16 protein-coding genes and 1 pseudogene are annotated in these 26,012 nt (G+C 32.4%); 15 read left to right on the plus strand and 2 right to left on the minus strand.

The features are described 5' to 3' along the window. Positions 1 to 230: 230 nt before the first annotated feature. Positions 231 to 3,626 (plus strand): S-layer homology domain-containing protein, encoded by a 3,396-nt coding sequence (locus ILT06_RS21350; protein WP_222655527.1) that lies wholly within the window; start codon positions 231 to 233, stop codon positions 3,624 to 3,626. Positions 3,627 to 3,637: 11 nt separating this feature from the next. Next, positions 3,638 to 3,913 (plus strand): barstar family protein, encoded by a 276-nt coding sequence (locus ILT06_RS21355; protein WP_154132225.1) that lies wholly within the window; start codon positions 3,638 to 3,640, stop codon positions 3,911 to 3,913. 73 nt (positions 3,914 to 3,986) lie between these two features. Here the strand turns inward: ILT06_RS21355 and ILT06_RS21360 are convergent, their stop codons facing one another. After that, positions 3,987 to 4,988: a helix-turn-helix domain-containing protein gene (locus tag ILT06_RS21360; protein ID WP_222655528.1), complete on the minus strand. Its 1,002-nt coding sequence runs from the start codon at positions 4,986 to 4,988 to the stop codon at positions 3,987 to 3,989. 403 nt (positions 4,989 to 5,391) lie between these two features. Between ILT06_RS21360 and ILT06_RS21365 the strand changes: the two genes are divergently transcribed. From ILT06_RS21365 to hblB, 9 genes are all read left to right on the plus strand, one after another. Beyond that, positions 5,392 to 6,564, plus strand: coding sequence for a tyrosine-type recombinase/integrase (locus tag ILT06_RS21365; protein ID WP_222655529.1), 1,173 nt, complete (start codon positions 5,392 to 5,394; stop codon positions 6,562 to 6,564). 196 nt (positions 6,565 to 6,760) lie between these two features. Beyond that, on the plus strand, positions 6,761 to 7,024 hold the full coding sequence (locus tag ILT06_RS21370; protein WP_016089710.1) for a hypothetical protein: 264 nt from the start codon (positions 6,761 to 6,763) through the stop codon (positions 7,022 to 7,024). A 108-nt stretch (positions 7,025 to 7,132) separates the two neighbouring features. After that, the gene (locus tag ILT06_RS32660; RefSeq protein ID WP_074651339.1) at positions 7,133 to 7,327 is read left to right on the plus strand and encodes a hypothetical protein; all 195 of its coding nucleotides are present in this window, start codon (positions 7,133 to 7,135) and stop codon (positions 7,325 to 7,327) included. 64 nt (positions 7,328 to 7,391) lie between these two features. Then, a complete protein-coding gene (locus tag ILT06_RS21375; RefSeq protein WP_074651217.1) occupies positions 7,392 to 7,610 on the plus strand; it encodes an alpha/beta-type small acid-soluble spore protein in 219 nt (72 codons plus the stop codon). Between the two features lie 1,394 nt (positions 7,611 to 9,004). Then, positions 9,005 to 10,234 (plus strand): helix-turn-helix domain-containing protein, encoded by a 1,230-nt coding sequence (locus tag ILT06_RS21380; protein WP_222655530.1) that lies wholly within the window; start codon positions 9,005 to 9,007, stop codon positions 10,232 to 10,234. A 1,361-nt stretch (positions 10,235 to 11,595) separates the two neighbouring features. Continuing rightward, entirely contained in the window at positions 11,596 to 12,915 is a 1,320-nt protein-coding gene (gene hblC, locus ILT06_RS21385) for a hemolytic enterotoxin HBL lytic component L2 (RefSeq protein WP_222655544.1), read from the plus strand. 61 nt (positions 12,916 to 12,976) lie between these two features. Then, positions 12,977 to 14,197 carry a hemolytic enterotoxin HBL lytic component L1 gene (hblD, locus tag ILT06_RS21390; RefSeq protein WP_000714431.1) on the plus strand — a complete coding sequence of 407 codons (1,221 nt, stop codon included), beginning with the start codon at positions 12,977 to 12,979 and terminating at the stop codon, positions 14,195 to 14,197. Positions 14,198 to 14,233: 36 nt separating this feature from the next. After that, positions 14,234 to 15,361: a hemolysin BL binding component B gene (hblA, locus tag ILT06_RS21395; RefSeq protein ID WP_000977258.1), complete on the plus strand. Its 1,128-nt coding sequence runs from the start codon at positions 14,234 to 14,236 to the stop codon at positions 15,359 to 15,361. 325 nt (positions 15,362 to 15,686) lie between these two features. Next, positions 15,687 to 17,084 (plus strand): hemolysin BL regulatory component HblB, encoded by a 1,398-nt coding sequence (gene hblB, locus ILT06_RS21400; protein ID WP_098103405.1) that lies wholly within the window; start codon positions 15,687 to 15,689, stop codon positions 17,082 to 17,084. 233 nt (positions 17,085 to 17,317) lie between these two features. Here hblB and ILT06_RS33300 read toward each other — a convergent pair. Beyond that, positions 17,318 to 17,448, minus strand: a pseudogene (locus tag ILT06_RS33300) (IS6 family transposase); the annotation flags it as partial. A 480-nt stretch (positions 17,449 to 17,928) separates the two neighbouring features. On the opposite strand from ILT06_RS33300, the gene ILT06_RS21405 reads away from it, so the two are divergent. From ILT06_RS21405 to ILT06_RS21420, 4 genes are all read left to right on the plus strand, one after another. Beyond that, positions 17,929 to 19,743 carry an acyltransferase family protein gene (locus ILT06_RS21405; RefSeq protein WP_222655531.1) on the plus strand — a complete coding sequence of 605 codons (1,815 nt, stop codon included), beginning with the start codon at positions 17,929 to 17,931 and terminating at the stop codon, positions 19,741 to 19,743. 487 nt (positions 19,744 to 20,230) lie between these two features. Beyond that, entirely contained in the window at positions 20,231 to 20,638 is a 408-nt protein-coding gene (locus ILT06_RS21410) for a hypothetical protein (RefSeq protein ID WP_222655532.1), read from the plus strand. A 269-nt stretch (positions 20,639 to 20,907) separates the two neighbouring features. Next, positions 20,908 to 23,313: a PAS domain S-box protein gene (locus tag ILT06_RS21415; RefSeq protein WP_222655533.1), complete on the plus strand. Its 2,406-nt coding sequence runs from the start codon at positions 20,908 to 20,910 to the stop codon at positions 23,311 to 23,313. A 266-nt stretch (positions 23,314 to 23,579) separates the two neighbouring features. After that, complete coding sequence (locus ILT06_RS21420) at positions 23,580 to 25,796, plus strand: binary toxin-like calcium binding domain-containing protein (protein WP_222655534.1); 2,217 nt, start codon at positions 23,580 to 23,582, stop codon at positions 25,794 to 25,796. Positions 25,797 to 26,012: the final 216 nt, after the last annotated feature.

Below are 26,012 nucleotides of genomic sequence, written 5' to 3' on the forward strand. Positions count from 1 at the left end.
AAAAAACTTAGTTTTACTGTATGTTAAGAAGGTTCCATAAATGGGTTACTCCATTTAAAAAATGAAACATCTTATGAATCAATTATAGGTCAGACAGAATGACTTAGGTTGTCCTTATGCGAAATATCAGTATGAATAGAAATTTGATAATTATATAAAACGCCGTAAATGAAGGATAAAATAAGTGCTGATTTTGCAATTATATTTTTAACAATTGAATAGGAGCTATTATGAATACAATTAAGAAATTATTTTTAAGTTTTATGGTATGTATTTTATTATTCAGTACAGTAGGAACAGCGTATGCAGAACAAAATGGTCAAGTGAATTTATCATCTTTTATTGACGTTCCTAAAACTCATTGGGCGTATAAAGAAATGATGTATATGGTGGAGAATAAGATCATAACAGGATACGGAAATGGGTATTTCGGTGCAGCGGATCCTATTACTCGCGAACATCTCGCTGCTTTCTTGTATCGATATTTAAAACCGCAAGATAGTACAAATAATCCATTTGTTGATATTGGTGACAGAAATTTCAAAAAGGAAATTTTGGCACTAACAGCACGTGGTATTTTCAGTGTAAATGCTGAAAAAAAATTCAATCCGAAAAATAATATGACACGTGCCGAAATGGCAACTGTGCTTGTCAAAACATTCGATTTAAAACCGCAAGGAAATGTAGAATTTACGGATATGAAAGGTCACTGGGCCAACGAATATGTCAAAATATTAGCCGGTAACAACATAACAAGTGGTACAGGTGACGGAAACTTTAATCCAAATGGCATTGTTACTAGAGAGCAATTTTCTATGTTCTTATATAGAACGATTATGAAAGTAACAGATATGCAAAATGATGAATCAGTTGGCTGGGTGAAGGAGAAAGAGAATTGGTACTATTACAACAAAGATGGGAGTAAGCAAAGAGATAACATTACGTTAGATGGAATAGAGTACTCCTTTTTTAAAGATGGAAGGCTATTCCAAGGAAGAAAGCAGGTAGGGAAAGATACTTTATATTATAGTGAACCTGGTAAACTAAAGACTGGATGGAGTTTTTCTGCAACTTCATGGAGCTATTTAAAAGATGGGAAGTATGTGACAGAAACATTTACCTATCAAGGAAAACCATTTGAAATTAATAAGTACGGGGATATGGAAAAGGGATGGATTACTCTACGTTCTGCTGTTAAAAGAATCTATCCAAAGCCAGAAACAAAATTTTTATTGACATCTAAGCCTGTAAAGGATGGAGATGTTTTAGAAGTCATATCCAAGCAAGGTTTATGGTATCAGGTCAAATATCAAAGAGAGGTTGGATATGTTCGAATACTGGAGTCTGTTGTAATTGGTGAATCACCAGTTCGTTCATGGGATGTAACAAAAGAAGCAACGAATTTGTCTCAGTTTATGATAACTGAGTATCATAAAGATCCTGAAAAGTACTTTCCATCCAATATTCAAAAGAAATTTGATAAACAATTAGATAGTGATACAGAGGTTCTTGCGAATGGATTACAATGGATTGATCAATTAAAAGAAGCACTTTATTTAGATAATCAAAAAGGGTGGGTACAAGAAGAAGGAAAATGGACGTATTATAAAAAAGATGGGCAAAGAATAACAGGTTTCCAATCAATTGATGGGAAACGCTATTATTTTGGTGCCGATGGTTTTATGCAAACGGGCTGGTTACATACAGGTGGATATGATTATTATCTGGGAACCGATGGTGTAGTGCAAACCGGAATCCAACATATTGATGGCAAAATCTATTACTTTAGTCCATTAGGTTCTGTACAGTCAGGTTTTACAAATGTTGATGGGAAGCCGTATTATTTTGATGCTTCTCATGAATCAAGAAATGGTTGGATAAAGCAAGAGTTTAACTGGTACTTACTACAGCCTTCAGGTGCATTACAAACAGGAGATTTTACATATAAAGACAAGAGATTCTCGTTTAATCAAGACGGAGAAATGATTAAAGGGTGGGTTACATTAGAATCCCTTGTTAAAAAAGTATATCCTGAGGCAGACTTGAAAAAAGCATTACGTGCAAAAAGTGTAAATAAAGGTGAATTAATAGAAGTAGTGGGGAAAGTTGGTTCTTGGTATGAGGTTAATTACCAAGGCGAAAAGGGATATGTGCGCATTCATGATGCCATTATTTTTGATCAGGAGGCTAAAAGTCCACTCACTTTGCTTGATGGAAAAGTAAAGATATTTGAAGGTGTATTAGATTATTTAAAAAGTGATGAAACACTCATAAATAACACGATTAAGATTTTAGAAGAAGAAGAAAATCGTTTGGTAGATGATGCAGAGCATTGGGAAAGTATTTCAAGGAACGTAAACAACGCAAAGCAAGATGTACAGCATAAAATACAAGTGATGAAAGAAGCACATGGTAAGTTACAAGAACTAGTAAATGCAATGAAAGGTGATATAAAAAATTTAACCGTTACCCAAAGGAAAGAACTTGTAAAATTACTTGGAGCTGATGGAAAAGAATTACTAGATTTTGGTGTAGAGACATACAGTTTTATACTCCAGTATTATGAATCACTTATTGAGGCCTATGTTGGTTATTATCAAGCATTAGATGTGGTTTCGGCCAAAGCCATTGAATGTCAAAATGAAATTAATAAAGATATTCATCAAATCACATTGAATATGCAAGAGTTAGCGAAGGGGTTATCTGGTGTAGTTAAAGATTTAGGACCAGTTGTAAATAGCTCCATTAATCTGAAACATTCCATTGATGAGGCAAAACCTGGGATGGAGGAACTTGTACAAGTAACGCGAAAAAATGCTCCAATTATTGCGCAAGATTTACAAGCATTGGATGCGAAAGTCCCAGGATTCTTCACAGATTTCAACATGGGATTAGACCTTGCAAATACATTTATGGACTCCGCTAATAGAATAGCAAGTCATAAGATTGATATTCCTGCTGCTGCCATCAATGTTGGAAATATTGACTTGAGTAATGCACTTCGTGATTTAGGTGGCGATCCATCTAGAGTATATGATCGTAAGAATGATGGAGATGTATCATTCGTATTGGGTATGACGCCTATAATTGGTACAGGAAAAGAAATTGGACAACTCATCAAAGGGGAAGACTTAGTAACAGGTCAAAAATATGATCCAGAAGATTATGTATGGGGTACATTGGCTGTCGTATCTGGTGGTACAACACGGGTTATCGGTAAAGTTGTAGGGAAGGCTGGAGACCTTGAGAAGAAAGGTAAGGCTTTAGAAGCGGCAGCCAAAAGTACAAAATTTACGAAATATCCTACGGGTTTTGATGAAGTCGCTCAGTACATAAAACAAAATAAGAAATTACCGGATAATTTCATCACAAAGCAACAAGCTGAAGCGCTTGGTTGGGTGAATAGGGATGGGAATCTGCATAAAGTTGCACCTGGTAAAAGTATAGGTGGCGATATATTTGAAAACAGAAAGAAGCAACTACCAAATGCACCTGGTAGAACATGGTACGAAGCAGATATTAATTATGTTTCAGATTATCGTGGTAATAATAGAATTGTCTATTCCAGTGATGGACTAGTTTATAAAACTTCAGATCATTATAAAACATTTACTGAGATAAAGTAGGGAGAGTATGTATGGAATTTTTAAAATTAGACGGTAGACAATTTACAAGTGAAGAGGTATTACACAAAGTATTAAAGGAAAAACTAGATTTACCTCATTATTATGGAGAAAATGCTGATGCGTTATGGGATTGTCTAACAGCATGGGTTATTCTTCCTTTAACAATAGAGTGGGAGTATTTTAAGGAAAGTAAAAAAATGTTAGGTCAAGAGGCAGATATAATTCTAGAAACATTTCAGGATGCACAAGAAAAAATGCCTGGTAAGTTCTATATTGTTGTAAAATAATTTAAAGGATCTTAGGTAAAAATAAAACCCGTGGAAATATTTAATTTCTACGGGTTTTATTTTTAAGAAATATTTATTGTTGCTCTAAATTTATTATATAAGATTTTACAGCTTGTAATAAGAATTCTTCCTGTCCCATACCTGCACTCGCTGCCATTTGAACTATTTTCTGCTTAAATTCATGATCTGCATGAAAAGTTAATGGCTCTACATTACTTTTAAAATAAATTCCTTCAACATGTGGAAGTATCGTACCGGATTTCATATGAGAATGTAAGTATTTAATCTCTTCTTGAAATTGCAATGGATCAACTTGTAATACGAAAGGTTTAATTTCTAATTTAATAGTATCAGATGAAACACTCAATCGCATATTTGTGACACCTAGCTCTTTATAAAATAAATTTATAAGATTATAAGTAATGGAATTAAATAGTTGGGGTTTTTTAAAGGAAAAAGATAAATACCCTCGTTTTGTAATTACAGCTTGCTTACGGAAAGGTTCAAAGGAGTAATCATGTTCTTTATACGTGGATAAAGGGAAGATTTCTTCGTCTTCTGTAAGAATCTTGCCGTCTGCTCCATTAATTTCTATTACTCTCCCTATTTTCCCCGTATGTTGATGTGTTAATAATTGATATAAATATATATCTTCGTCTTGAATCTTAGCAATGAATGTTTTTCGCTCTTTTGATGTAGTTTTTTCATAAGTAAGTTGAAAAGTTTCAAGGTCCTCTTTATTAATGATATATACTTCTTTTCCGCGCTTTTCAATCTTTGAAGCAGGTAGTTTTCCAGATTTGATATATGTAAAGACAGTAGATGGTGCTACATTCAGAATCTCAGCTGCTTCTTTTGTACTATAACCCTCAATCTCTTCGATATCTTTTAAACGTTCAATATCCTCTAAATAGAAAATCTTACTACCGAATTGCTTCCAGTTATCTTTATATACACATTCTATTAATCCATTTTTTTCTTTCTTTAAAATTGTTTGTACCGTTACTCCTAATAAGTCGGCTGCCTCTTTTGTCGTTACAGTAGGTTTTGTAATGAACAATAAATCTTGTGTCATGAAAGGACACCTCCATAACTATTGTTTACTAGTATTTTAGATATGTATATATCATATCAGAATATGAGATATATTTAAAATTAGAAATGGAATTTATTAAAGTTCTTACAAATTTTTGTGGTTCGAAAGAATTTTATATTCAATTTATCTGTTAATATATTTTTAAATTTAATTTCTTTATAAAATAGATTTAAAATTTAAGGTATTATCTATTAACTGATATCTATTTACTAATAAATTATAAAAAAATACAAGTAAAGGTTAATGAAGAAGAATGAAGGATTCTTACAGAAAGAAAATGAATTATCATTTGTATAATTGATAGAAGTAAAATAAAATATTAAGTATAAGTAATGAAGAGAACTATATTCATAATCTTCAATAGGAGAGGTGAATTCGAAATATGGATAATAACAATACAAAAGATAATTTATCTATTATAAACAATCGAAGCGAGTATATAGATACATATGTAGAGAATATAAATGATATCGTTCCATTTCTGCATAACAATGGTTATGTAGATAAGGTGAAAGAGAAGATGGAGGTTGCAGAGAAAGAGGGGAAGAGTAAATATACGTATTTAAGTGACCTAGAAGTCATTTATCATTTCGTACATTTACAAAAAGATATGGATGAGAAGAAAAATAGAAAAGAAGATACGAAAAAGAGTTATGTTTCTGAAATCTTATCATTTTGTCAGTGCATGGTGCAGCATGCAGAAGAATTTGAATTAGATGGGGAAGAGGTACAGAAAAAGGATTCTTTATTAAAAACATTACAACCTTGGCATATTCGCAAATATAATGCTTGGTTGAAGCAGGTAGAGAACGGTAGGAATGGGGATACGTACGCGGTCGCAACACTTGCAAAAAAATCTGTATTGATTCGTTCTTTTTTTAAACACCTTCATGTATTTGCTTATATTGAAAGACCTCTTCATGAAGAACTGCAGCGTGCAAATGTAAATGAACAGGATCGGCCGAATCGGGACCTATCCTATGAGGAAGTTATGAAAATTTTAGGGTTTTATAAAGAAAAAGGCCATTTAGTAAACTATACAATTTTACTAGCTCTGGCAAGTACCGGTGCAAGAATTCAAGAATTATGTACAACAAGGGTTAAAGACTTACATTATGACGGAAAGCACTGGTTAAAAGTTATAGGTAAAGGAAGTAAAGTACGTGAACTTTTCATTTCTGAACATTTATATGAGTGTATTTGTGAAATGAGAAGAAGAAGAGGGTTCCAAACTGTATTGGACCGAGGAGATGAAAGTCCTTTATTTGTAAATCAAAGAGGGAACTTTTATAATTCAAAAACGTTATCGAACCAGGTAACAGATATGATAAAAAAGACCAATTTAGAGTTTCTGCAGTATCGTGAAAATCCTGTAACGGCGCATACATTCCGTCATGCTTTTGCAATCATGGCAGTTGAACAAGGAAATGCGGATTTATATCATTTAATGCAAACACTTGGGCATGAAAATATTCAAACAACAAAAATCTATTTAGAGAAGCATATGAAGCGAAAGAATAATGTAGGTACTTCCTTTGCGGATATGTTGCAATAAAAATTAGTATTCTATTACTGGCCGAAGAAGAAACTGTTAAGTAGACATCATACTTATTGGGGAAATTTACCTTGGTATTTGATATACTTACCCCAAGGAATGGTAGTTATGAAAACCGCGAAACGAGTTATCCACGGAAGGGGTAAGAAATTAATACTTGTTATATTATTAATCATAAAGTAGGTGATTTCCAATAATGGTTTTTGAAAATGTTAGTACGATAGGGGCACTTGCTTTTCTATTTCTAATGATTTATCTTGCAACAGATCCTAAAGACGTAAGCTTGTTAACAATCCCAGTTTATTTTGGTGGAATGTGGATCACTAACTGGATTACTGAAAATGGATTTCAGGGTACATATATTTATACGAGTTGGTTAGTAGTCTACGTCATTATAATGATTTACCTTATCTTCGCGTCAATTCGTCTAGGCATACGTAACATAAAATATATTAAATAAAAAAGCGTAGAGCCATAAAAAAATAACGAAAAGAGAAACCGTTCTTACAGGCGGTTTTATTTTTATACTGAAATGCAATGTACATTATTTAACTTTTGAGGAGGATTAATTATAGAGTACTCAAATATCTACACATTAAGAAATAGTCAAGAAAAATCAAGAAAAGTAGAGTCCTGGCGTTCATTTATAGAAGAAACGAATGTTTTAGGAATTAAGGATTCAGATGTGTTTCAAATTCAATTAGTGGAATATGGGAAAGAGAGAAAGAAAAAGGGTTCCCCTAAAAATACTAGAAGAAACTAGGTTACTCATGCATAAATATCATAATTAGGCACAAGTTATATACAAATATAATGGAGGTGCAATTATGAATATTCAAAGACACGAAAGTAATACAAATGAAATTCTTGTTTCTGCTGCTGCAAGTGCTATCGAGCAAATGAAGTATGAAATTGCTCGTGAATTAGGAGTCACATTAGGACCTGATACATCATCACGTGCAAATGGATCTGTCGGTGGAGAAATTACAAAACGTTTAGTTCGAATGGCTGAAGAACAATTAACAGGTCAATACAGATTACACTAAGTTAAAGCAGTAAATGAGAAGAATTCATGTGCAAATGGATTCTTCTTCCTTTTATTTACAAAAACTTCAAAAAATAAATTTTGAAGTTGAAAAACAGACCCTCAAATTTCTTTGTAACAACCTTTCGTGGATTAGTTAATGTTATAGGTATCAGTATAAAATAAATTCGATACGATTAGTGTAAGGTTGTTTAAAACCGTTTTGTTATTATTCGTAATTTTAATTCCATAATATTTAAGCCAATATAATACAATTTCATTCATAAATAATTTGATTCTTAATTAAAAATAAAGTGAGAAATTAAGAGGGGTATATATCAATTTATAAAAAGTAGTGTACAAAGTATACTTAATATTTAAATGGATTTAAAGATATGTCACTTAAGAATTTTTTTGAGGTCAATTTACTGTGCACCTTAATTATGGATGTTGTTTTTGTTAATTAACAGCTATTGTATTTGAAAATTTAATAATAAGTATATGTGATGTAATAATAAAACTAGGTAATATAAAGACTAATAATACAAAGATGAACAACCAATAAATAGGTTATTCATCTGTTCTATCCCGGCTGCTATTCCTAGTATTTTTAAAATCTATATATTTCTTCCTTTTTGGTGGGAAGTAAAACTAATGTTGCGACTAGTAATATAGTACCAATTAGATAAAAATAGTTGTCCCTATATCACCAGTATTTTAAATATTCCATTCTGTTTTTGTGTTTTCTATTTTTATTTTTGTACTGATGAAAAGACCTTTCTCTCAATTAAATCTTTAAGTAACATGTATCTGTTTGATACTTGAATTTCCTCTAGCTTGTACTTTCAAAGCATAGTGGTTCATAAATATCCTTATCATTTTCCTCTGTTGTTAATTTCCCGACTTTTTGTTATTTTTGTCTAAAATCTGAAACACAGTAATTTTTCAGTTTTACATTTAATTTAGCATTATCCATTTTTTGAATTCAATTTGTACATGTAATTGAATTCAAATTTTGACTGTTGTTTCTTGCGATGGTACAGTATCTCATGTTACTTTAGCCATATTTTGAATCTTTTTTCCAGCTTGGTCCTCGCATACACTACCACTGTATTTTGTAAGTTTTTCACTGTTTTTTCAAGTTCAATGATTAAATTTTGTAGAATTAAGAAAAGATCCTCGCTTATTTCATTTACTTATCTTATCTACGCTACTCTGATATTTAAATGCTAATTACAATTAAATAATATATGATTTTTATAAAAAAAATATAGTAATATTTTGTCGTGAATTGTACTATTTTGATATTTTATAGTAATATTTTGTCGAGAGTTATACCTGACGGAAAATAATTTATGAATTTATACCGTAAAGATGTAAAAATTTATTAGTTAATCTAATTAAAAGGAGAAGGTAATGAATAATTCTATCGATATACAACACTTGTGTGATCTCGCACATAAAGCCTTTAATGTACCCGTTCACATTTTATCCACAGACAAAAAAATCTTATATCAGTCTACTTCTGATGATATTTGTAGTCCTTTTTATTCTTCTAAAGAAGAACATCTTAGTGACATTTATCAAGAAAATGATCCCGATAATTTGCCCCTTTTCAGATGTAACAGTTATCTTGAAAATTTTATCCTAATTCATATAGCAAATCATGATTATATAAAAGGGACTATAATAATTGGCCCAACTATACATCCAAAGGGATCAGATGATGTGACATTTAAACTTCGAAAAGAATTTAACTCAAATATTAATATTCAAGAAAGACTAACTTATTATCAATCCCTACCTGAGGCAAAAAAAAATACTTTAATTGATATGGGGATTTTATTGCATTACATGATTTTCAATGAAAAGTTAGATGTTAATATTGTTTTAGAAAAAAATAAAGTGTTAGAGGAAGTTCCCTATAAAATTGTGGAACCCGATCTATATATTTTAAAACGTCAACAAAATAAACCAAAAACTCACAACATGGCATTAGTACATAATTATTTTTCAGCAATCAAAGAGGGAAATAGAAAGAAGTTGTTGCAATATATGTATGCAGTTTCGCAGGAAGATACTGAATTAATTTTAACAGCGGATCCACTTAGAAACCAAAAAAACCATGGGATTATTGCGATTACTTTAGCTACTCGATATGCGATAGAAGGTAATCTCCCACCAGACATTGCTTTTGCACTTAGTATTTTGTATATCCAAACCATGGAACAACTAGATAACGTGGACTCTGTAAGGCGATTGTCAGGAGATGCTTTACGTACTTTTGCAGATCGAGTGAAAGAATTCAATGCGCAAAAATTTTCAAATGCGGTTACTACATGTATGAACCATATTAGTAAAAATGTATACGATGGAATATCACTCAATGAACTCGCTAATCATTTGGATATTACGCCTACTTATTTATCTAAATTATTTAAAAAAGAAGTAGGAATTCCTTTAAGTGAATTTATTCAAAGGGAACGAGTTGAAGAAGCAAAAAAATTATTAACACTTACTACATATCCATTATCAGATATTTGTGCTTGGCTTAATTTTAACGACCAAAGCTATTTTACAAGGGTTTTCAAAAAATCAACTAACATGACACCTAGACAGTATCGTGAAAAATATACAGTAATATGAGCTTAGTATCAGTTTCTTGTGAAAAAACTTTAATATACGCTCAAGTAACTCAAAAAATTGAGCATACTGTTTATTTTACTCTAGAAAGGGTATGTGATTGATCTAGAAAAGAAATATGTATTCAAATTGATCTTGAAGAATCTATGAAACATTTAGTGAAGCTAAAAGACATGGGTAAGATTTATAACATGTTGTTAATTTATGAGTACACTATCCATTATTTTTCTCAGGAGACAAAAAAACAGAAGGCTGCAAAGGTTCTTTTCGAGAAAGCTTTGCGGCTTTTTTATATTTTAAAAACTATAGTTATAACAAGGGATAAGTTTATAGATTGATATCTTCATGTTAAGTATTAAAGTGGTTGGCATGTTGAGTATTTAATAATGGTGATATTAGGGACTATTACATAAAGTTTAACAATATAACATATATCACTTGATATATCTATATTATATGCAATTATACATAACTAAATAAAGGTAAAAAAGTATAAAAAAACCTATTAAATTATTCTATAAGTATTTTTTTTAAAATGAAATTGCTCCGTTGACTAAAATGGTTATTTATTAACCGTATACACTTTAATTTGTAATCATTACAATTACAGAGATGCAATTTCCAATTAATTATATCGATATAATTTTTTTAGCGTATATTTTTACTTAACAGTTAAACTATCGAGCTCAATCGACAAAATTTCGCTATTTACGCATCAGAAATTTAATGTTTTAATGAACATCATAACTGGTATGACCACAAAGAAAGGAGAAGAGCGAACTAATAGAGGTTAATAAATTTGCAAGTAAAGTATGTTGCGATTAATTTTCTTAATAATCAGTTTATTTTTTGACGGATGTAGAATCTCAAAAGTATTATTTTTAAAAAATAGGGTTTTAAGTTTCTACATAGAAAAAGTGAATTAATTCCGCAATATAAGTATAAGCAATGTACAGTATAAGTTCATCTTTTGTAGTCTTGTAAGGCTCTTGCTGAAAAAACTAAAAACCCTATTATGAAATTGATATTAAAAAAAGTCATGACAGGATTAACCCTAGATTCAATGGTTTATCTATCTTCATGGTTCTGTAAGTTAAACAGCAGCTCTAGGGGTGGAAGTATTTTACTATTCATTGGGCAGCTAATTCAAATATAGCTGATGAATTTTTATCGTTTATTATTTGAAAAATAGAGCTAAATGAGAGGGAAGTAAAATCCTTAGATTCTATTAGAAGTAAATACTAACGATAACATCCTATATGAAAGACCTCTTCTTCCTCAGGCGTGTGTAAGCAGAGAGCCTAGAGCTAGGTTGTACAGTTATATGAATCAAGTTATAAAAAAATGGTAAAGGAGTGTACGGAATGAAAAATAAAATAATGACAGGATTTTTAATAACATCCATTGTAACTGGAGCAACTATTCCTATCAATACTCTGGCAACACCAATCGTTCAAGCAGAAACTCAACAGGAAAACATGGATATTTCTTCATCATTACGAAAATTAGGTGCGCAATCTAAATTAATCCAAACGTATATTGATCAATCTTTAATGAGTCCTAATGTACAGCTAGAGGAAGTCCCAGCTTTAAATACAAATCAATTTCTAATCAAACAAGATATGAAAGAATGGTCATCGGAACTCTATCCACAGTTAATTCTATTAAATTCAAAAAGCAAAGGATTTGTAACGAAATTTAATAGCTATTATCCGACATTAAAATCGTATGTAGACAATAATGAAGATAGAGAAGGTTTTTTGGATAGACTTGAAGTACTTCAAGAAATGGCTATGACGAATCAAGAAAATGCGCAACGACAAATTAATGAGTTAACTGATCTTAAATTACAGCTTGATAAAAAATTAAAAGATTTCGATACTGATGTGGCAACTGCGCAAGGCATATTAGGTACAGATGGAACAGGAAAAATAGATCAGTTAAAAAATGAAATATTAAATACCAAAAAAGCAATTCAAAATGATTTACAACAAATTGCATTAATACCAGGAGCTTTAAATGAACAGGGATTTGCTATATTCAAAGAAGTTTATAGTCTTTCAAAAGAAATTATTGAACCGGCTGCTCAAGCAGGGATGGCAGCGTATAACAAAGGAAAAGAAATTAACAACTCTATTCTAGAAGCTGAGAAAAAAGCAGCGCAAGAAGCGACAGAACAAGGTAAAACTGCTCTAGAAATTGAATCGGCCAAAAAAGCAGCTCGTGAAGCAATTGAGAAAAGCAAACAAGGTGAAATAGCTGCAGCTGCAGCCGCAAAAACGCAAGAATATGACCTGATGAAAGCCATTGATACTGAAAAAATTAAGAAAACATTTGGTGTCTTCGCAGAAGTAAATAAACTAACAGCAGAGCAGCGAGCATATTTAGATGACTTAGAGAAACAAAACCAAAAAATATATGATTTAACAACGAAACTATCAATAGCAGATTTACAAAAATCAATGCTTCTTCTTTCACAAAATGATTTGCATACGTTTGCAAACCAAGTAGATGTAGAACTTGACCTACTAAAGCGCTATAAAGCAGATTTGGATCTAATAAAAAATAACATTACAAAATTATCTATTAATGTTGATGCAACTAACGAGCAGTCTCAAAAAGATACATTAAGACAATTAAAAAATGTAATAAGTTACCTTGAAGAACAGGTGTATAAATTTTAATATTACGTTTTTTGAAAAAATATAAAGATTCTAAGAATCTAGCGAAAGAAGGAGAATAGTTATGAAAAAATTCCCATTCAAAGTGCTAACTTTAGCCACTTTGGCAACGGTTATAACTGCTACTACTGGTAACACTATTCATGCGTTTGCACAAGAAACGACCGCTCAAGAACAAAAAGTAGGCAATTATGCTTTAGGTCCTGAAGGACTGAAGAAAGCATTGGCTGAAACAGGGTCTCATATTCTTGTAATGGATTTGTACGCAAAAACAATGATTAAGCAACCGAATGTAAATTTATCTAATATCGATTTAGGATCAGAAGGAGGAGAGTTGCTCAAAAATATTCATCTTAATCAAGAACTGTCACGAATCAATGCGAATTATTGGTTAGATACAGCGAAGCCACAGATTCAAAAAACAGCTCGTAATATTGTAAATTACGATGAACAATTTCAAAATTATTACGACACATTAGTAGATACTGTACAAAAGAAAGATAAGGCAGGTCTAAAAGAGGGCATAAATGATTTAATTACAACAATTAATACAAATTCAAAAGAGGTTACAGATGTAATTAAGATGCTACAAGACTTCAAAGGGAAACTATATCAAAATTCTACAGATTTTAAAAATAATGTTGGTGGTCCAGATGGGAAAGGTGGATTAACTGCAATATTAGCAGGTCAACAGGCAACGATTCCACAACTTCAAGCTGAAATTGAGCAACTTCGTTCTACTCAGAAAAAACATTTTGATGATGTATTAGCATGGTCAATTGGTGGTGGATTGGGAGCAGCTATTTTAGTTATTGCAGCTATTGGAGGAGCAGTTGTAATTGTTGTAACTGGTGGTACAGCAACACCGGCTGTTGTTGGTGGACTTTCAGCTCTTGGAGCAGCTGGTATCGGTCTAGGAACTGCAGCTGGTGTCACGGCATCTAAGCATATGGACTCCTATAACGAAATTTCTAACAAAATCGGAGAATTAAGTATGAAAGCAGATCGTGCTAATCAAGCAGTTCTTTCGCTTACTAACGCGAAAGAAACATTGGCATATCTATACCAGACTGTAGATCAAGCGATATTGTCTCTAACAAATATTCAAAAGCAATGGAATACAATGGGCGCAAATTATACAGATTTACTGGATAATATCGATTCTATGCAAGACCACAAATTCTCTTTAATACCGGATGATTTAAAAGCTGCTAAAGAAAGTTGGAATGATATTCATAAAGATGCAGAATTCATTTCAAAAGACATCGCTTTTAAACAGGAATAGAACTGAAAATGAAAAATTATATTGGAGGAATATAAAATGATGAAAAATATCCCGTACAAACTGATCGTTGCATCTGCTCTATTAACTATGACAGCAACTTCTGTAGTCTCACCAGTAGCAACTTTTGCAAGTGAAATTGAACAAACGAACAATGGAGATACGGCTCTTTCTGCAAATGAAGCGAGAATGAAAGAGACCTTGCAAAAGGCTGGATTATTTGCAAAATCTATGAATGCCTATTCTTATATGCTAATTAAGAATCCTGATGTAAATTTTGAAGGAATTACTATTAATGGATATGTAGATTTACCTGGTAGAATCGTACAAGATCAAAAGAATGCAAGAGCACATGCTGTTACTTGGGACACGAAAGTAAAAAAACAGCTTTTAGATACATTGACTGGTATTGTTGAATATGATACAACGTTCGACAATTATTATGAAACATTGGTTGAGGCAATTAATACAGGGGATGGAGAAACTTTAAAAGAAGGAATTACAGATTTACGAGGTGAAATTCAACAAAACCAAAAGTACGCACAACAATTAATAGAAGAATTAACTAAATTAAGAGACTCTATTGGACAAGATGTTAGAGCATTTGGAGGCAATAAAGATCTTTTGCAGTCGATTCTAAAAAACCAAGGTGCAGATGTTGATGCAGATCAAAAGCGTCTAGAAGAAGTATTAGGATCAGTAAACTATTATAAACAACTAGAATCTGATGGGTTTAATGTAATGAAGGGTGCTATTTTGGGTCTACCAATAATTGGCGGTATTATAGTGGGAGTAGCAAGAGACAACTTAGGTAAGTTAGAGCCTTTATTAGCAGAATTACGTCAGACCGTGGATTATAAAGTAACATTAAATCGTGTAGTTGGAGTTGCTTATAGTAATATTAATGAAATGCACAAGGCGCTTGATGATGCTATTAACGCTCTTACTTATATGTCAACGCAGTGGCATGATTTAGATTCTCAATATTCGGGCGTTCTAGGGCATATTGAGAATGCAGCTCAAAAAGCGGATCAAAATAAATTTAAATTCTTAAAACCTAATTTAAATGCAGCGAAAGACAGTTGGAAAACATTAAGAACAGATGCGGTTACATTAAAAGAGGGGATAAAGGAATTAAAAGTGGAAACTGTTACTCCACAAAAATAGGGAAATATTTATTCTGTTGCAAAGTGACCCGTAACATAGAGAGTCTATGATTACACTGTTAAACAGTAAAGCAATAATTAACAAATCCTTATATATTAAAAAGGCGGAGTCTCATTAAAGACTTCGCCTTTCACTTATATATGAGTTTTATCCAAATAAAAAGTTAGTCATGTAGTTTACTTGTTTTTAAAAATTTGTAACAGAATTAATCAATAGAGGACAGGTTATATAGATTTGCTTAATAATATCGAATCTATGCAACAACATCGTCTTTTAATAAGAATAGGACTTGAAATCATACTCTATACAGGAGGAATAAGAAAAGATGAAAAAAAAACCTTATAAAATACTGGCTGTATCAGCATTTTTAATTATGACAACTACCTATGCAGTCGCACCAGTAGCAACCTTTGCAATTGAAACTGAACAAACGAACAATGGAGATATGTCTCTTTCAGCAAATGAAGAAAAGATGAAAAAAACTGTACAAGATGCTGGGTTATTTGCAAAGGCTATGAATGAATATTCTTATTTGCTAATTAATAATCCGGATGTGAGTTTTGAAGGAATTTCTATTAATGGGTATGCAGATTTACCTAGTAAAATTGTACAGGATCAAAAGAATGCAAGAGCACATGCTGTTACATGGAATACAAAAGTAAAAAAACAGCTTTTAGATACATTGACCGGCATTATTGAATACGATACAAAGTTTGAAAATTATTATGAAACATTAGTAGAGGCGATCAATAATGGAAATGGGGATACTTTAAAAAAGGGGATTACAGATTTAAGGGTGGGGATTCAACGAAACCAAAAGTCTGCAAAAGCATTAATAGAAGAATTAACTAAATTTAAAAACGCTATTGGAGAAGATGTTAGAGTATTTGGAAGCCATAAAGAGACCTTGCAATCGATTTTAAAAAACCAAGGAGCTGATGTAGAGACTGATCAAAAGCGTTTAGATGAAGTTTTAGGACAAGTAAACTATTATAAGAAATTAGAATCTGATGGGTTAATAATGGTGAAAGTCCCTTTTATCCCCACGCTTATTTCTGGTGGCATAATGATAGGTACTGCTAGAGATAATTTAGGTCGATTAGAGCCTGCTTTAGCAGAATTACGTAAAACTGTAGATTATAAAATTACATTAAATCGTGTAGTCGGAGTTGCATTTCATAATATTAGTGATATGCATAGTACGATTGATAGTGCTATTACTGCTCTTACTTATATGTCCACACAATGGGATGATTTAGACTCTCAATATTCGGGCGTAATGGGGCATATTGATAAAGCTGATGAAAAAGCTGATCAAAATAGATATAAATTTTTAAAGTCTAACTTGAATTCAGCTAAAGACAGTTGGAAAACATTAAGAGCAGATGTTGTCACATTACTAGAAGGCATAAAAATTGCAGAGAAGAAAGAACAAGATTTTATGAATCTACTTCGTCCATCAAACGTTTTTTACTTTTATAAAAAAATCCATAACGCATACACTTTTGAAATAAAGACTGGAACAAATGCACCAAATGCGTCTTATAAAGTTATGAATTTAACTAAAAACACTGTTCATCATATGTGGAGTGGAGGAGCTAATACAAGCATGTGGGCTGACTGGCTTTCATTCAATCCAAATGATGAATTTGCGGTGGTAGCAGTAGTGGATGGAAAAGAATATGTTGTGTATAAAGACAAAGTAGAAAATATAATGAACTGAACCCCAAAAAACGCATTAATTGGAGATGGTACACTAAACTAGACACCAAGTTAATTGAAAAATTGACCGGCATATGGCTCCTTATTTCCTAGAACACCTAGCTAAAGCAAAGGAATTCGTACATAGATTAGTTGACATTTATGTAGGTTTCATCCATTTTCAAAGATAGTTTTTCTTTTTTGTTTTATTTTTTAAAAATCACGAAGGAAATTTCCGCATTCACGCACTCAGCACATAATGGTTGTTAGATGAATTGACATACCACGTCCCTTTAGAATTTCAGGCATATTACGATAACTTAAAGAAAAAAATAATAGTAGCAAATGGCTACTATTATTTTTCTTAAACTATTTTTCTTTAAAATATCACATCTGTCATGTTCCTTATTTGCTTTCCCAGAATTTATTCTAGTTAAAAAAAACTTGCACTAGAACACATATTGTTCTGATGCAAGGTTCGCTGCAATATAAAATACACGACAGTAAGGGCAAGACATAAAATGTGATTTCAAATGAAACATATGTATATGTGAAGTAAGGTAAAAGAGGGGCTGCTCATAACCAGTAGCCCTTCTTTATAACGTTATTTTGCAGGGAAATGTTCAAATATACGTTATATATCATATTCCTCTTTTTCGGAAGAGAAACAAGAACATCTAGCTTAAAAATTTTCACAACAGAGCCAGATAACGTGTTAAAGTATTAATTACTGTGCATGTAAAGATAAAAAAAGAGCCTTACAAAAAGATGTTTGTAATAGTTTAGCTTATACGATTTTAGGGGATTAATAGCATTTTATGCCGTTATTATTAACCTAATTTCCAAGAAATAGAGGTGAATGTAGGATGACTAAACCTTTTAAAAAAAATAGTCGCTATATGGTTGGGTTGGACAGTCTAAGGGGTCTAGCTATACTAGGTGTTATTTTGTATCATATTAATTTTAATTGGATGCCTGGAGGGTTTTTAGGAGTTACTGTATTTTTTGTACTTTCAGGTTATTTAATTACAGATATTCTAGCGATAGAGTGGAAGAGAAATAAGAGAATTGATTTAAAAAAATTCTGGCTTAGTAGGGCAAGAAGATTGCTTCCGGGAATGCTTGTTATGCTCGTTATAACGTTGGCATGGATTACGATGTTTCATAGCTCTTTACTTGAAAAAATGCGCGGAGATTCATTAGCGGCATTATTTTATGTTAGTAACTGGTGGTATATTTATCATAAATTATCGTACTTTGATAATTTTAACCAGCTTTCTCCATTGAATCATTTTTGGTCGTTAGCAGTTGAGGAACAATTCTATGTTGTTTGGCCGTTTATCATTAGTTTAGGGCTTTACTACATAAAAAAACAATCCCGTATGATTTTATTAATTTGTCTGGGAGCCGTTGCTTCAGCTTTAGCGATGGCAATTTTGTATGAACCTGGAGCTGACCCAAGCAGAATATATTATGGTACAGATACGAGGGCCTTTTCCTTACTTATCGGAGCGGTACTTGCCTTAGTTTGGCCAAGCAATAGGCTTGCAAATAAAATTATCCCAAAGGCGCGTTTCATTCTTGATGTAGTGGGGGGCATTGCCCTTATTATTATTTTGGTTATGTTTTGGAAGACCAATCAATATGATCCATTTCTATACAAGGGAGGAATGGTTCTCTTATCAATTGCAACAGCATTGTTAGTGGCAAATCTAGCTCATCCAGCTAGTCGTATTGCTCAATTTTTACAATTTAGACCTTTACGTTGGATAGGGATAAGATCGTATGGTATATACCTCTGGCATTATCCAATTCTTACATTGACGACTTCAAAGGTAAATGCTGGGGATTTTTCACTAATAAGAGCAATCCTTCAATTTCTTTTGATTATATTGATTGCGCAAATTTCATGGAAGTTTATTGAAAAACCAATCCGAGAAGGAGCGCTCCGGAACATTCAGTTTAAGAATTTAAGAATTCAAAATGTCACTTTAGGTGTTAAGTTAGCTTTAATTTGTACATTATTCGTTTCGTCGATAGCAGTCGTAGGGTTATCAAAAGCTAGTAAGGCTAAGGAGAATTCTCAACAAGATAAGGTGGAAGTAGCACAAACACAACCGGCGCCACATCCAGTTGCAGTTTGGGAAAATCCAAATCAAGAGACGCCTCAAAAACAAGGGGAATCAAGAGAAGTAAATTCTGCACAACCTAAAAATTCACTCACGGTTACTGCGATAGGTGATTCCGTTATGATTGATATTACTCCGTATTTAAAAAATACTTTTCCTGATATTAGGATTGATGCGCAAATTGGTCGCCAGCTGTCAAAAGCGATTCCGGTAGTTGAACAGTTAAAATATGAAGGGAATTTAGGAAACTATGTCATTATTGGATTAGGTACAAATGGAGCCTTTACTACTGAGCAACTTGTTTCATTAATAAAAGAAATTGGAAACGAACGTAAAATCATATTTATTAATACGAGAGTACCACGTCCGTGGGAATCAATCGTGAATGAGAGACTGAAAGTAACGGCATCTGAATATCTGAATGTAACTCTAGTTGATTGGTATGCAGCAAGTGCTGGAAAGAAAGACTACTTTGCACCTGACGGTGTGCATTTAACCAAAGTAGGTGCAGAAGCATACGCAGCACTTGTAGCCAAAGCGGTGAAGCAATAATTAACCACGTTTTATTAACTTCTGTTGGGTAAGGAAATGATTCTGGGTATGGGGTGCCACTCTGAGGTTTAATTACAATTCAAAAAAGAATATTATTCATGTTCTTCTAATCTACGATTTAGAGTGACCTGACTCACTTCTGTAATTTGACATGAAATCTACGCAAACCTGAAAAGAAAAGGAACTAGAAGAGGCTATAAAAAATAAAAAATATGAAGTTGAAATATTAGGAAGAGGCTCCGCAGGTAGAAGCCCTGCAAATACATTAAAAGAACGACTTGCAATGAAAAAAATTAATTCAAATCCACAAAGAATAGTTCTAACGAGAATACCAATGACAGATTCTTGTTGACCAAAAGAAGGTGGCTAGGCGCAAATGGCGCATAATGTAACTCTTGTAGCAATTCATTATTTTAAAAATAATAGAACAGGAGAATTTAATGATTTTAAATTTAAAAATTAATTTTTTGTTGATAGGAGCTTGTATGTGAAGGTACTATGTATAAAAAATTCAGGAGATACATTTTCAGAGGTTTTATTAGATCAAGGATATAATCGAGACTCTATTATAAATTTAGAAACCGATAAGGAATATGTGGTTTATGGTATTAGTTCATTGAATGGAGCATTAGACTATCTAATCTTGGGTGATAATGAAAACTTGCCTTCATGGTACCCAGCGGAATTGTTTGAAGTATCGAACCCTTTACAACCTTTAGAATGGTATTTTGCGGATCATAAACATAGTAAAGCGACAACAATAGAATATATATGGGGTTATAAAGAATTAGCTTTAAATGATAGACATGCTCTTGGTTTAATAGAAAGGGAGCATAAAGATATTGCAATATTTTTAAAGCGAAAAGCCGAAATTGAGGAATTAGAAGAATTGTAATAGTGAAGGAGTTGATTAATTTATAAAAAACGTAGGAATTAAACATTCCTACGTTTTTTTGTACATAACATTTAAATAAACACCTTATTTTTGGGGGATTTGCAGGTTCATATGGAAGATTCCCTGGTTTTCGATTTGAATCAATATGATACTATTTACATGTATTATCATGTACGGAATTATATTTTTTGCACCTGAACTGTTTATACTATTTGTAGGAATTTCTGTTTTTTTGTCGAATATATCTTTAATGCAAGGAGGGACATTACATGATTATTAAAGACTATTTCATCAATATTTCTATTTTTTCTTTATTAGTTAGCGCAGCGATATTTATTCAAGTGTTTTTGGTTCATTCCAGGCGATATTTCGAAAAATTCTATGGAGGAATTATTGCAGTTACTTTGATGCTCTTTTCTTTTCCATACATGGGATTTTCCTACGATCTTCGAGTTGTTCCTCTTATTCTATCTTTTATTTATTTTGGTCGCATTGCTGGCTGGATTACACTAATTAGCATAATTATAATGCGTATCTTTTTCATTGGTGGGTATTGGGAGCCACCTGTGATTGCATATTTAAGTATGAGTGTTCTATTTTCTACTTTTAAAACATATTTTAAAAACCTTCATCCTTTTAAAAGTGCATCTTTATATTTTTCTATTTTTGTCGGAATAAAGTGGTTAGTTGGTGTATTCTTTAATACTACGTTACTTTACTCTGGAGGTTTATTATATATAGCGTTAGGACTTTTAATTGGGCTATTTCTTATGGAAGCCTATCAGAGATTGTATTATTTAACACAGGACTTATCTAAAATGAATCGGGAATTAAAAAAATCCAAGCAAGAACTTACAGATACCGTACATGAGCTTCAAGGAGGGATTTTTAAATTTAAAAAAGTGGGTAAGCACTTTATACACACTTTATGTGATGGACAGTTTTATTACCAAAAAGGATTTTATTCTGAACAGGTGGTAGGAAAAAGCTTACGGACTATTGATGCTTCTATTGTTCCACCACATTTAGTTCCGCAATTGATGAAGTATTATCTTCAGGCATGGGAAGGGAAAGAAATTATATTCGAATTACCCTGGCCAGATGATAAAACAATTATTCTTATTGCACTTAGGCCGATTAAACGAAATGGACAAGTTATTGAAGTTGTTGGTTCTACAGTCGATATAACCGAAAGAAAAAAGGTAGAATCAGAATTAAGGGCTACCAAAGAATTACTAGAATCATTTATAAAGCATAATGTAGATGCTATTACCATTTCTGATCGAAAAGGTCATATTTTACAAGCAAATAAAGCTTATGAAAAGATATTTGGATGGTCACTACAAGAAATCGTAGGTAAGAGATTACCCTGTGTACCAGATTTCTTAATGGAAGAATCACTTGAAAATATTCAGAAAATTCTAACGGGAGAATCCGTAGTTACTAGATTAGAAACTGTTAGACGACGTAACGATGGAAGTCTACTTGATGTCAGTCTGACAGTTTCTCCTATACTAGACGTAAGAGGAAATGTAATAGCTTTATCTGCAATATGTAGAGACATCTCTGAAAGAAAACAAGCAGAAAGAGAACGACATCGATTACACCAACAATTAAAAGATAGTGAAATGAAGTACCGTGCACTAATCGAACAAGCAACTGATGCAGTATATGTAGTAGAGCTGAATGAAAATCATGTTCCAAGTCGATTCATTGAGGTAAACCCTGTTGGTTGTAAAAGATTTGGATATAGTAGAGAAGAGCTGCTCTCGTTACCATTTCCAAATGTCGTACCACAAGATTCTAAAATGATTGTAAGGTTATTAGAAAAAATTAGAGAGGGACAAACTTCCTTCACTTTGCAAGATGAATATGCTTTTCCAACAGGAAAAATAATAACAACTGAGTTTAGTGTCCGTGTTTTTAACTTAAATGGTAAAAAAGTTTTCCTGAGTATTTCTCGTGATATTACTGAACGGCTAAAAACAGAAGAATTACTACGGAAATCTGAAAAACTTGCTGTCGTAGGACAATTAGCGACTGCAATGGCTCATGAAATTAATAATCCATTAACCGCAATGAAAGGGTTTATGCAATTATTAAAATCAACGGAAACTGAGAATAATCAGGGTTATATAAATATAGTATCATCAGAGATTGAGCGTATAGAAAGTATTACTAATGAATTTATGACGGTAGCCAAACCACAGGTGGTAAAGATACAACCTAATGATATTAGTGTGCTAATGGATCAAGTTTTAATGCTACTGCAACCTCAAGCAATGATGAATAATATAAAAATTAGAATTGATTTTACACCTGGTATTCCACTGATTCCATGTGAAGGAAATCAATTAAAACAAGTATTTGTTAATATTATAAAAAATGCAATTGAATCCATGCCAACAGGAGGAGAAATTTTGATTCAATTTGATAAACTTGATAATAATCAAATAAGGATTCGCTTTATCGATCAAGGATGTGGGATTCCAAAAGAACGTATACCATATTTAGGAGAACCTTTTTACAGTATTAAGGAAGAGGGAATCGGCTTAGGATTAATGGTCTGTTATAAAATTATTGAAACACACCAGGGGAAGGTATTTATTGAGAGTGAAGTGAATAAGGGAACTATAGTTGAAGTAACTCTTCCAATTTGCACACTTCAAAATTAATACATTCTTTTACTGAAATTTTATAAATGAGTAAGCAGTTAGCTTTGGCTAGCTGCTTTTTTGTATATATTGTAATCGATTCTTCATATTACGGCTTTTTGATGTTTTATATATAGATTTTAAAAACTCTGTAAGTGTTTTGTAACATTTACGAGAGACTTTTTTAACAGTTATGAGAGAGAAAAGAAAGATTTGTTATATATGATGAAATTAATCTTACTAGTAGGTGTTCTAATTGACCTAGAAACCAAGGAGGAAAAATAACAATGAAACAATTGAAGCCAGCAATTAGTGTATTAGGTAGTGTATCGATGGCACTGACTTTAGCATCTCCTGCTTTAGCAGATGTAAAACAACCGAATCCAGGAGGTACAGTTGAAATATTCAAAGAGAATGCAAATGTAAAAAAAGAAGATAAGAATTTCACGCTCGGATCTGATGGGGAAATAGGTTCACTCATTACACAAAAAATTGAAATGGCAAACAACGATTGGGATAAAGATGGTATTTCTAACGACTTAGAGATTAATGGATATAGAATTGAATTCAATTCACAAACTGGAAAAAATGAAGCGAAAGCATGGGATCCCGAGAAGGATAAAGGGAAACTAAAATTTATATCGAATCCTATGAATGCAAATACGGATGGTGATCCTTTTACTGATATGTATGAGGTTGAGAATTATAACAACGATTCTGATACTAATTTCAATCCGATAGTTGCCAACATGCCGAATTTGCAAATTGGTGTCAAACGAATTGAAGTAATTCCTATTGCAACTATTACGGATAATAATGGCGGATCAGTTAGCAGAGGATGGGAAAAAAGTGTATCTACACAACATTCATTTAATATAGGTTTAAGTGGTTCAGGTGGTGTAGAAGGCTCAGCAGCCGGTCCTGTTCCTTCCGGAAGTGTTTCAGCAAATGTGGGATACGGATATTCAAAAACAACTACGGAAACGGAGAGTTATACAAATAATTTTGATTGGTCTACTGCAACAACTGTGGATACAGCGAACGCAGCAAAATTACGGGTACATTTGGAATATAAGAATGTAGGAACAGCATCCGCTGAAAATGTTTCGCCTCATTTTAATATTCGTTTAGGAAACAAAATTATTAATACTGTAAAGGCAACACAAGATCGTTATAAAGCAAACTATTTAAGTACAGAAAAAGGTGGACGGAATAAAACAGAAGTAGTAATTGACAGTTTAGAAGGACAAGCAGATGCGAATATTGTCTTATCTTTGGATGAATTGAAAGCTGTTGAACAAGGGGAACTTCTTTCGATTGAAGTTTTACCTACAAGTACAATGGATTTATCTATTGAAAAAGGTGAAGAAATTATGCATTTGGGGGATTCAGGGAGATATGAGTCTAGAGTAAATGCAGCTACTGAACAATTAGAAACAGATATAGGAAATATATCGAAGTTTAGGGTATATACTCCTAAAGACAAATCCCATGCTGATAAGCCAGTTTTATCCTATAACGAAGTTTTTCAACATGTAAATATAGATACGAAAAAAGTAAATCATATTGTAAACAAGGCTAAAAGTACTAATAACGTATCAGTGGTTTCAGCTAATAATGGAACTGATGCATTGAACAATTTAAAAGCGGGACATGGAGATCGCGGTTATTTACATAATGACTCTGTACACGGTGCTTTTGCAAAACTACAGCAACCAACATTAGTAGAAGGTAGTTATGATTCTGTGACGCAAAAGATTAGGGCAACAATTTTACCTGGTTTATTTGGAGTGAGTAAAGAGATTCCTACTACTTATAGCAAGAAATGGAATGCTCCGTCACAAACAGTAACACTAGTTAAACGTGAGAATGGATTTACATATGAGTCTAAAGAAAATATACACCCTATTAAATCTGAAATTGCTGCGCACAGAAAGGTTACATTTGAAATCAATGACGCACACAATCTAACGCCTACACAAAAGATGGATACTGAAATTAAAGCTAATAAAGAATTTGAAGATTATGTAGTAGATAATTCAGGTGAATTTGTTACAGAAGGAGTTCCTTATACCGTAGCTTCATATGGAAATACAGCTTATTGGGGAAGTCATCAAGCCGGGAATAAATGGGAGTATCTTTTGGCTGAAAAATCTAGCGATGAAAAAGTGAATGTAATTATTGAAAGAGTAGGTCAACCTAAACCTGGAAAACCAATTAAAAAGGATGAAGAGGTATTAATTAAATTTCGAAATCCTATTTATTCAGATTATGCATATTTAAAACTTCAAGATAGTTATATCCATTTAGATCAAAAACAGAACGCAAGTACTTTTAAATTTAATCATGCATATCCAAAGAATTTCACTGGACACCATAAGCAATGGAACATACTATCTAATGGTAACAAGTTAAAGGTAGGATTTTTAATCGATTATATGAAATATGGTAATGGAGAGAATGGGACTGATACTATAGCATGGAATCTATCAAGAGTTCAGTAATAGGTAACAGTTCTGTTGCTAAGTTTGGAAAGGGAACCGGAAATGAATTGAATCCGAAAAGTTAGATACAATAATTTAGGTTACTAATAAGGAATGAGTTCGATGTTGAATCGGACTCATTCCTTTTAATTTATATAATTTAGTAACTACTATTTTAAATACTTATCTAGTCATATAAGTAATCAAATGTTAAGATTACTATCTGTATTACATAAT

Origin of the sequence: Bacillus sp. 17RED48 (assembly GCF_019837545.1) — a bacterium.
GTDB classification, from domain to species: Bacteria; Bacillota; Bacilli; order Bacillales; family Bacillaceae_G; genus Bacillus_A; species Bacillus_A wiedmannii.

What these genes read in the sequence shown, in the direction of transcription:
- ILT06_RS21360 (WP_222655528.1), bottom strand. Translation starts at nt 4,988, where the DNA reads ATGACACAAGATTTATTGTTCATTACAAAACCTACTGTAACGACAAAA.
- ILT06_RS21365 (WP_222655529.1), top strand. Translation starts at nt 5,392, where the DNA reads ATGGATAATAACAATACAAAAGATAATTTATCTATTATAAACAATCGA.
- ILT06_RS21375 (WP_074651217.1), top strand. Translation starts at nt 7,392, where the DNA reads ATGAATATTCAAAGACACGAAAGTAATACAAATGAAATTCTTGTTTCT.
- ILT06_RS21370 (WP_016089710.1), top strand. Translation starts at nt 6,761, where the DNA reads ATGGTTTTTGAAAATGTTAGTACGATAGGGGCACTTGCTTTTCTATTT.
- hblA (WP_000977258.1), top strand. Translation starts at nt 14,234, where the DNA reads ATGATGAAAAATATCCCGTACAAACTGATCGTTGCATCTGCTCTATTA.
- hblD (WP_000714431.1), top strand. Translation starts at nt 12,977, where the DNA reads ATGAAAAAATTCCCATTCAAAGTGCTAACTTTAGCCACTTTGGCAACG.
- ILT06_RS21420 (WP_222655534.1), top strand. Translation starts at nt 23,580, where the DNA reads ATGAAACAATTGAAGCCAGCAATTAGTGTATTAGGTAGTGTATCGATG.
- hblC (WP_222655544.1), top strand. Translation starts at nt 11,596, where the DNA reads ATGAAAAATAAAATAATGACAGGATTTTTAATAACATCCATTGTAACT.
- ILT06_RS21350 (WP_222655527.1), top strand. Translation starts at nt 231, where the DNA reads ATGAATACAATTAAGAAATTATTTTTAAGTTTTATGGTATGTATTTTA.
- hblB (WP_098103405.1), top strand. Translation starts at nt 15,687, where the DNA reads ATGAAAAAAAAACCTTATAAAATACTGGCTGTATCAGCATTTTTAATT.
- ILT06_RS21355 (WP_154132225.1), top strand. Translation starts at nt 3,638, where the DNA reads ATGGAATTTTTAAAATTAGACGGTAGACAATTTACAAGTGAAGAGGTA.
- ILT06_RS21415 (WP_222655533.1), top strand. Translation starts at nt 20,908, where the DNA reads ATGATTATTAAAGACTATTTCATCAATATTTCTATTTTTTCTTTATTA.
- ILT06_RS21405 (WP_222655531.1), top strand. Translation starts at nt 17,929, where the DNA reads ATGACTAAACCTTTTAAAAAAAATAGTCGCTATATGGTTGGGTTGGAC.
- ILT06_RS21380 (WP_222655530.1), top strand. Translation starts at nt 9,005, where the DNA reads ATGAATAATTCTATCGATATACAACACTTGTGTGATCTCGCACATAAA.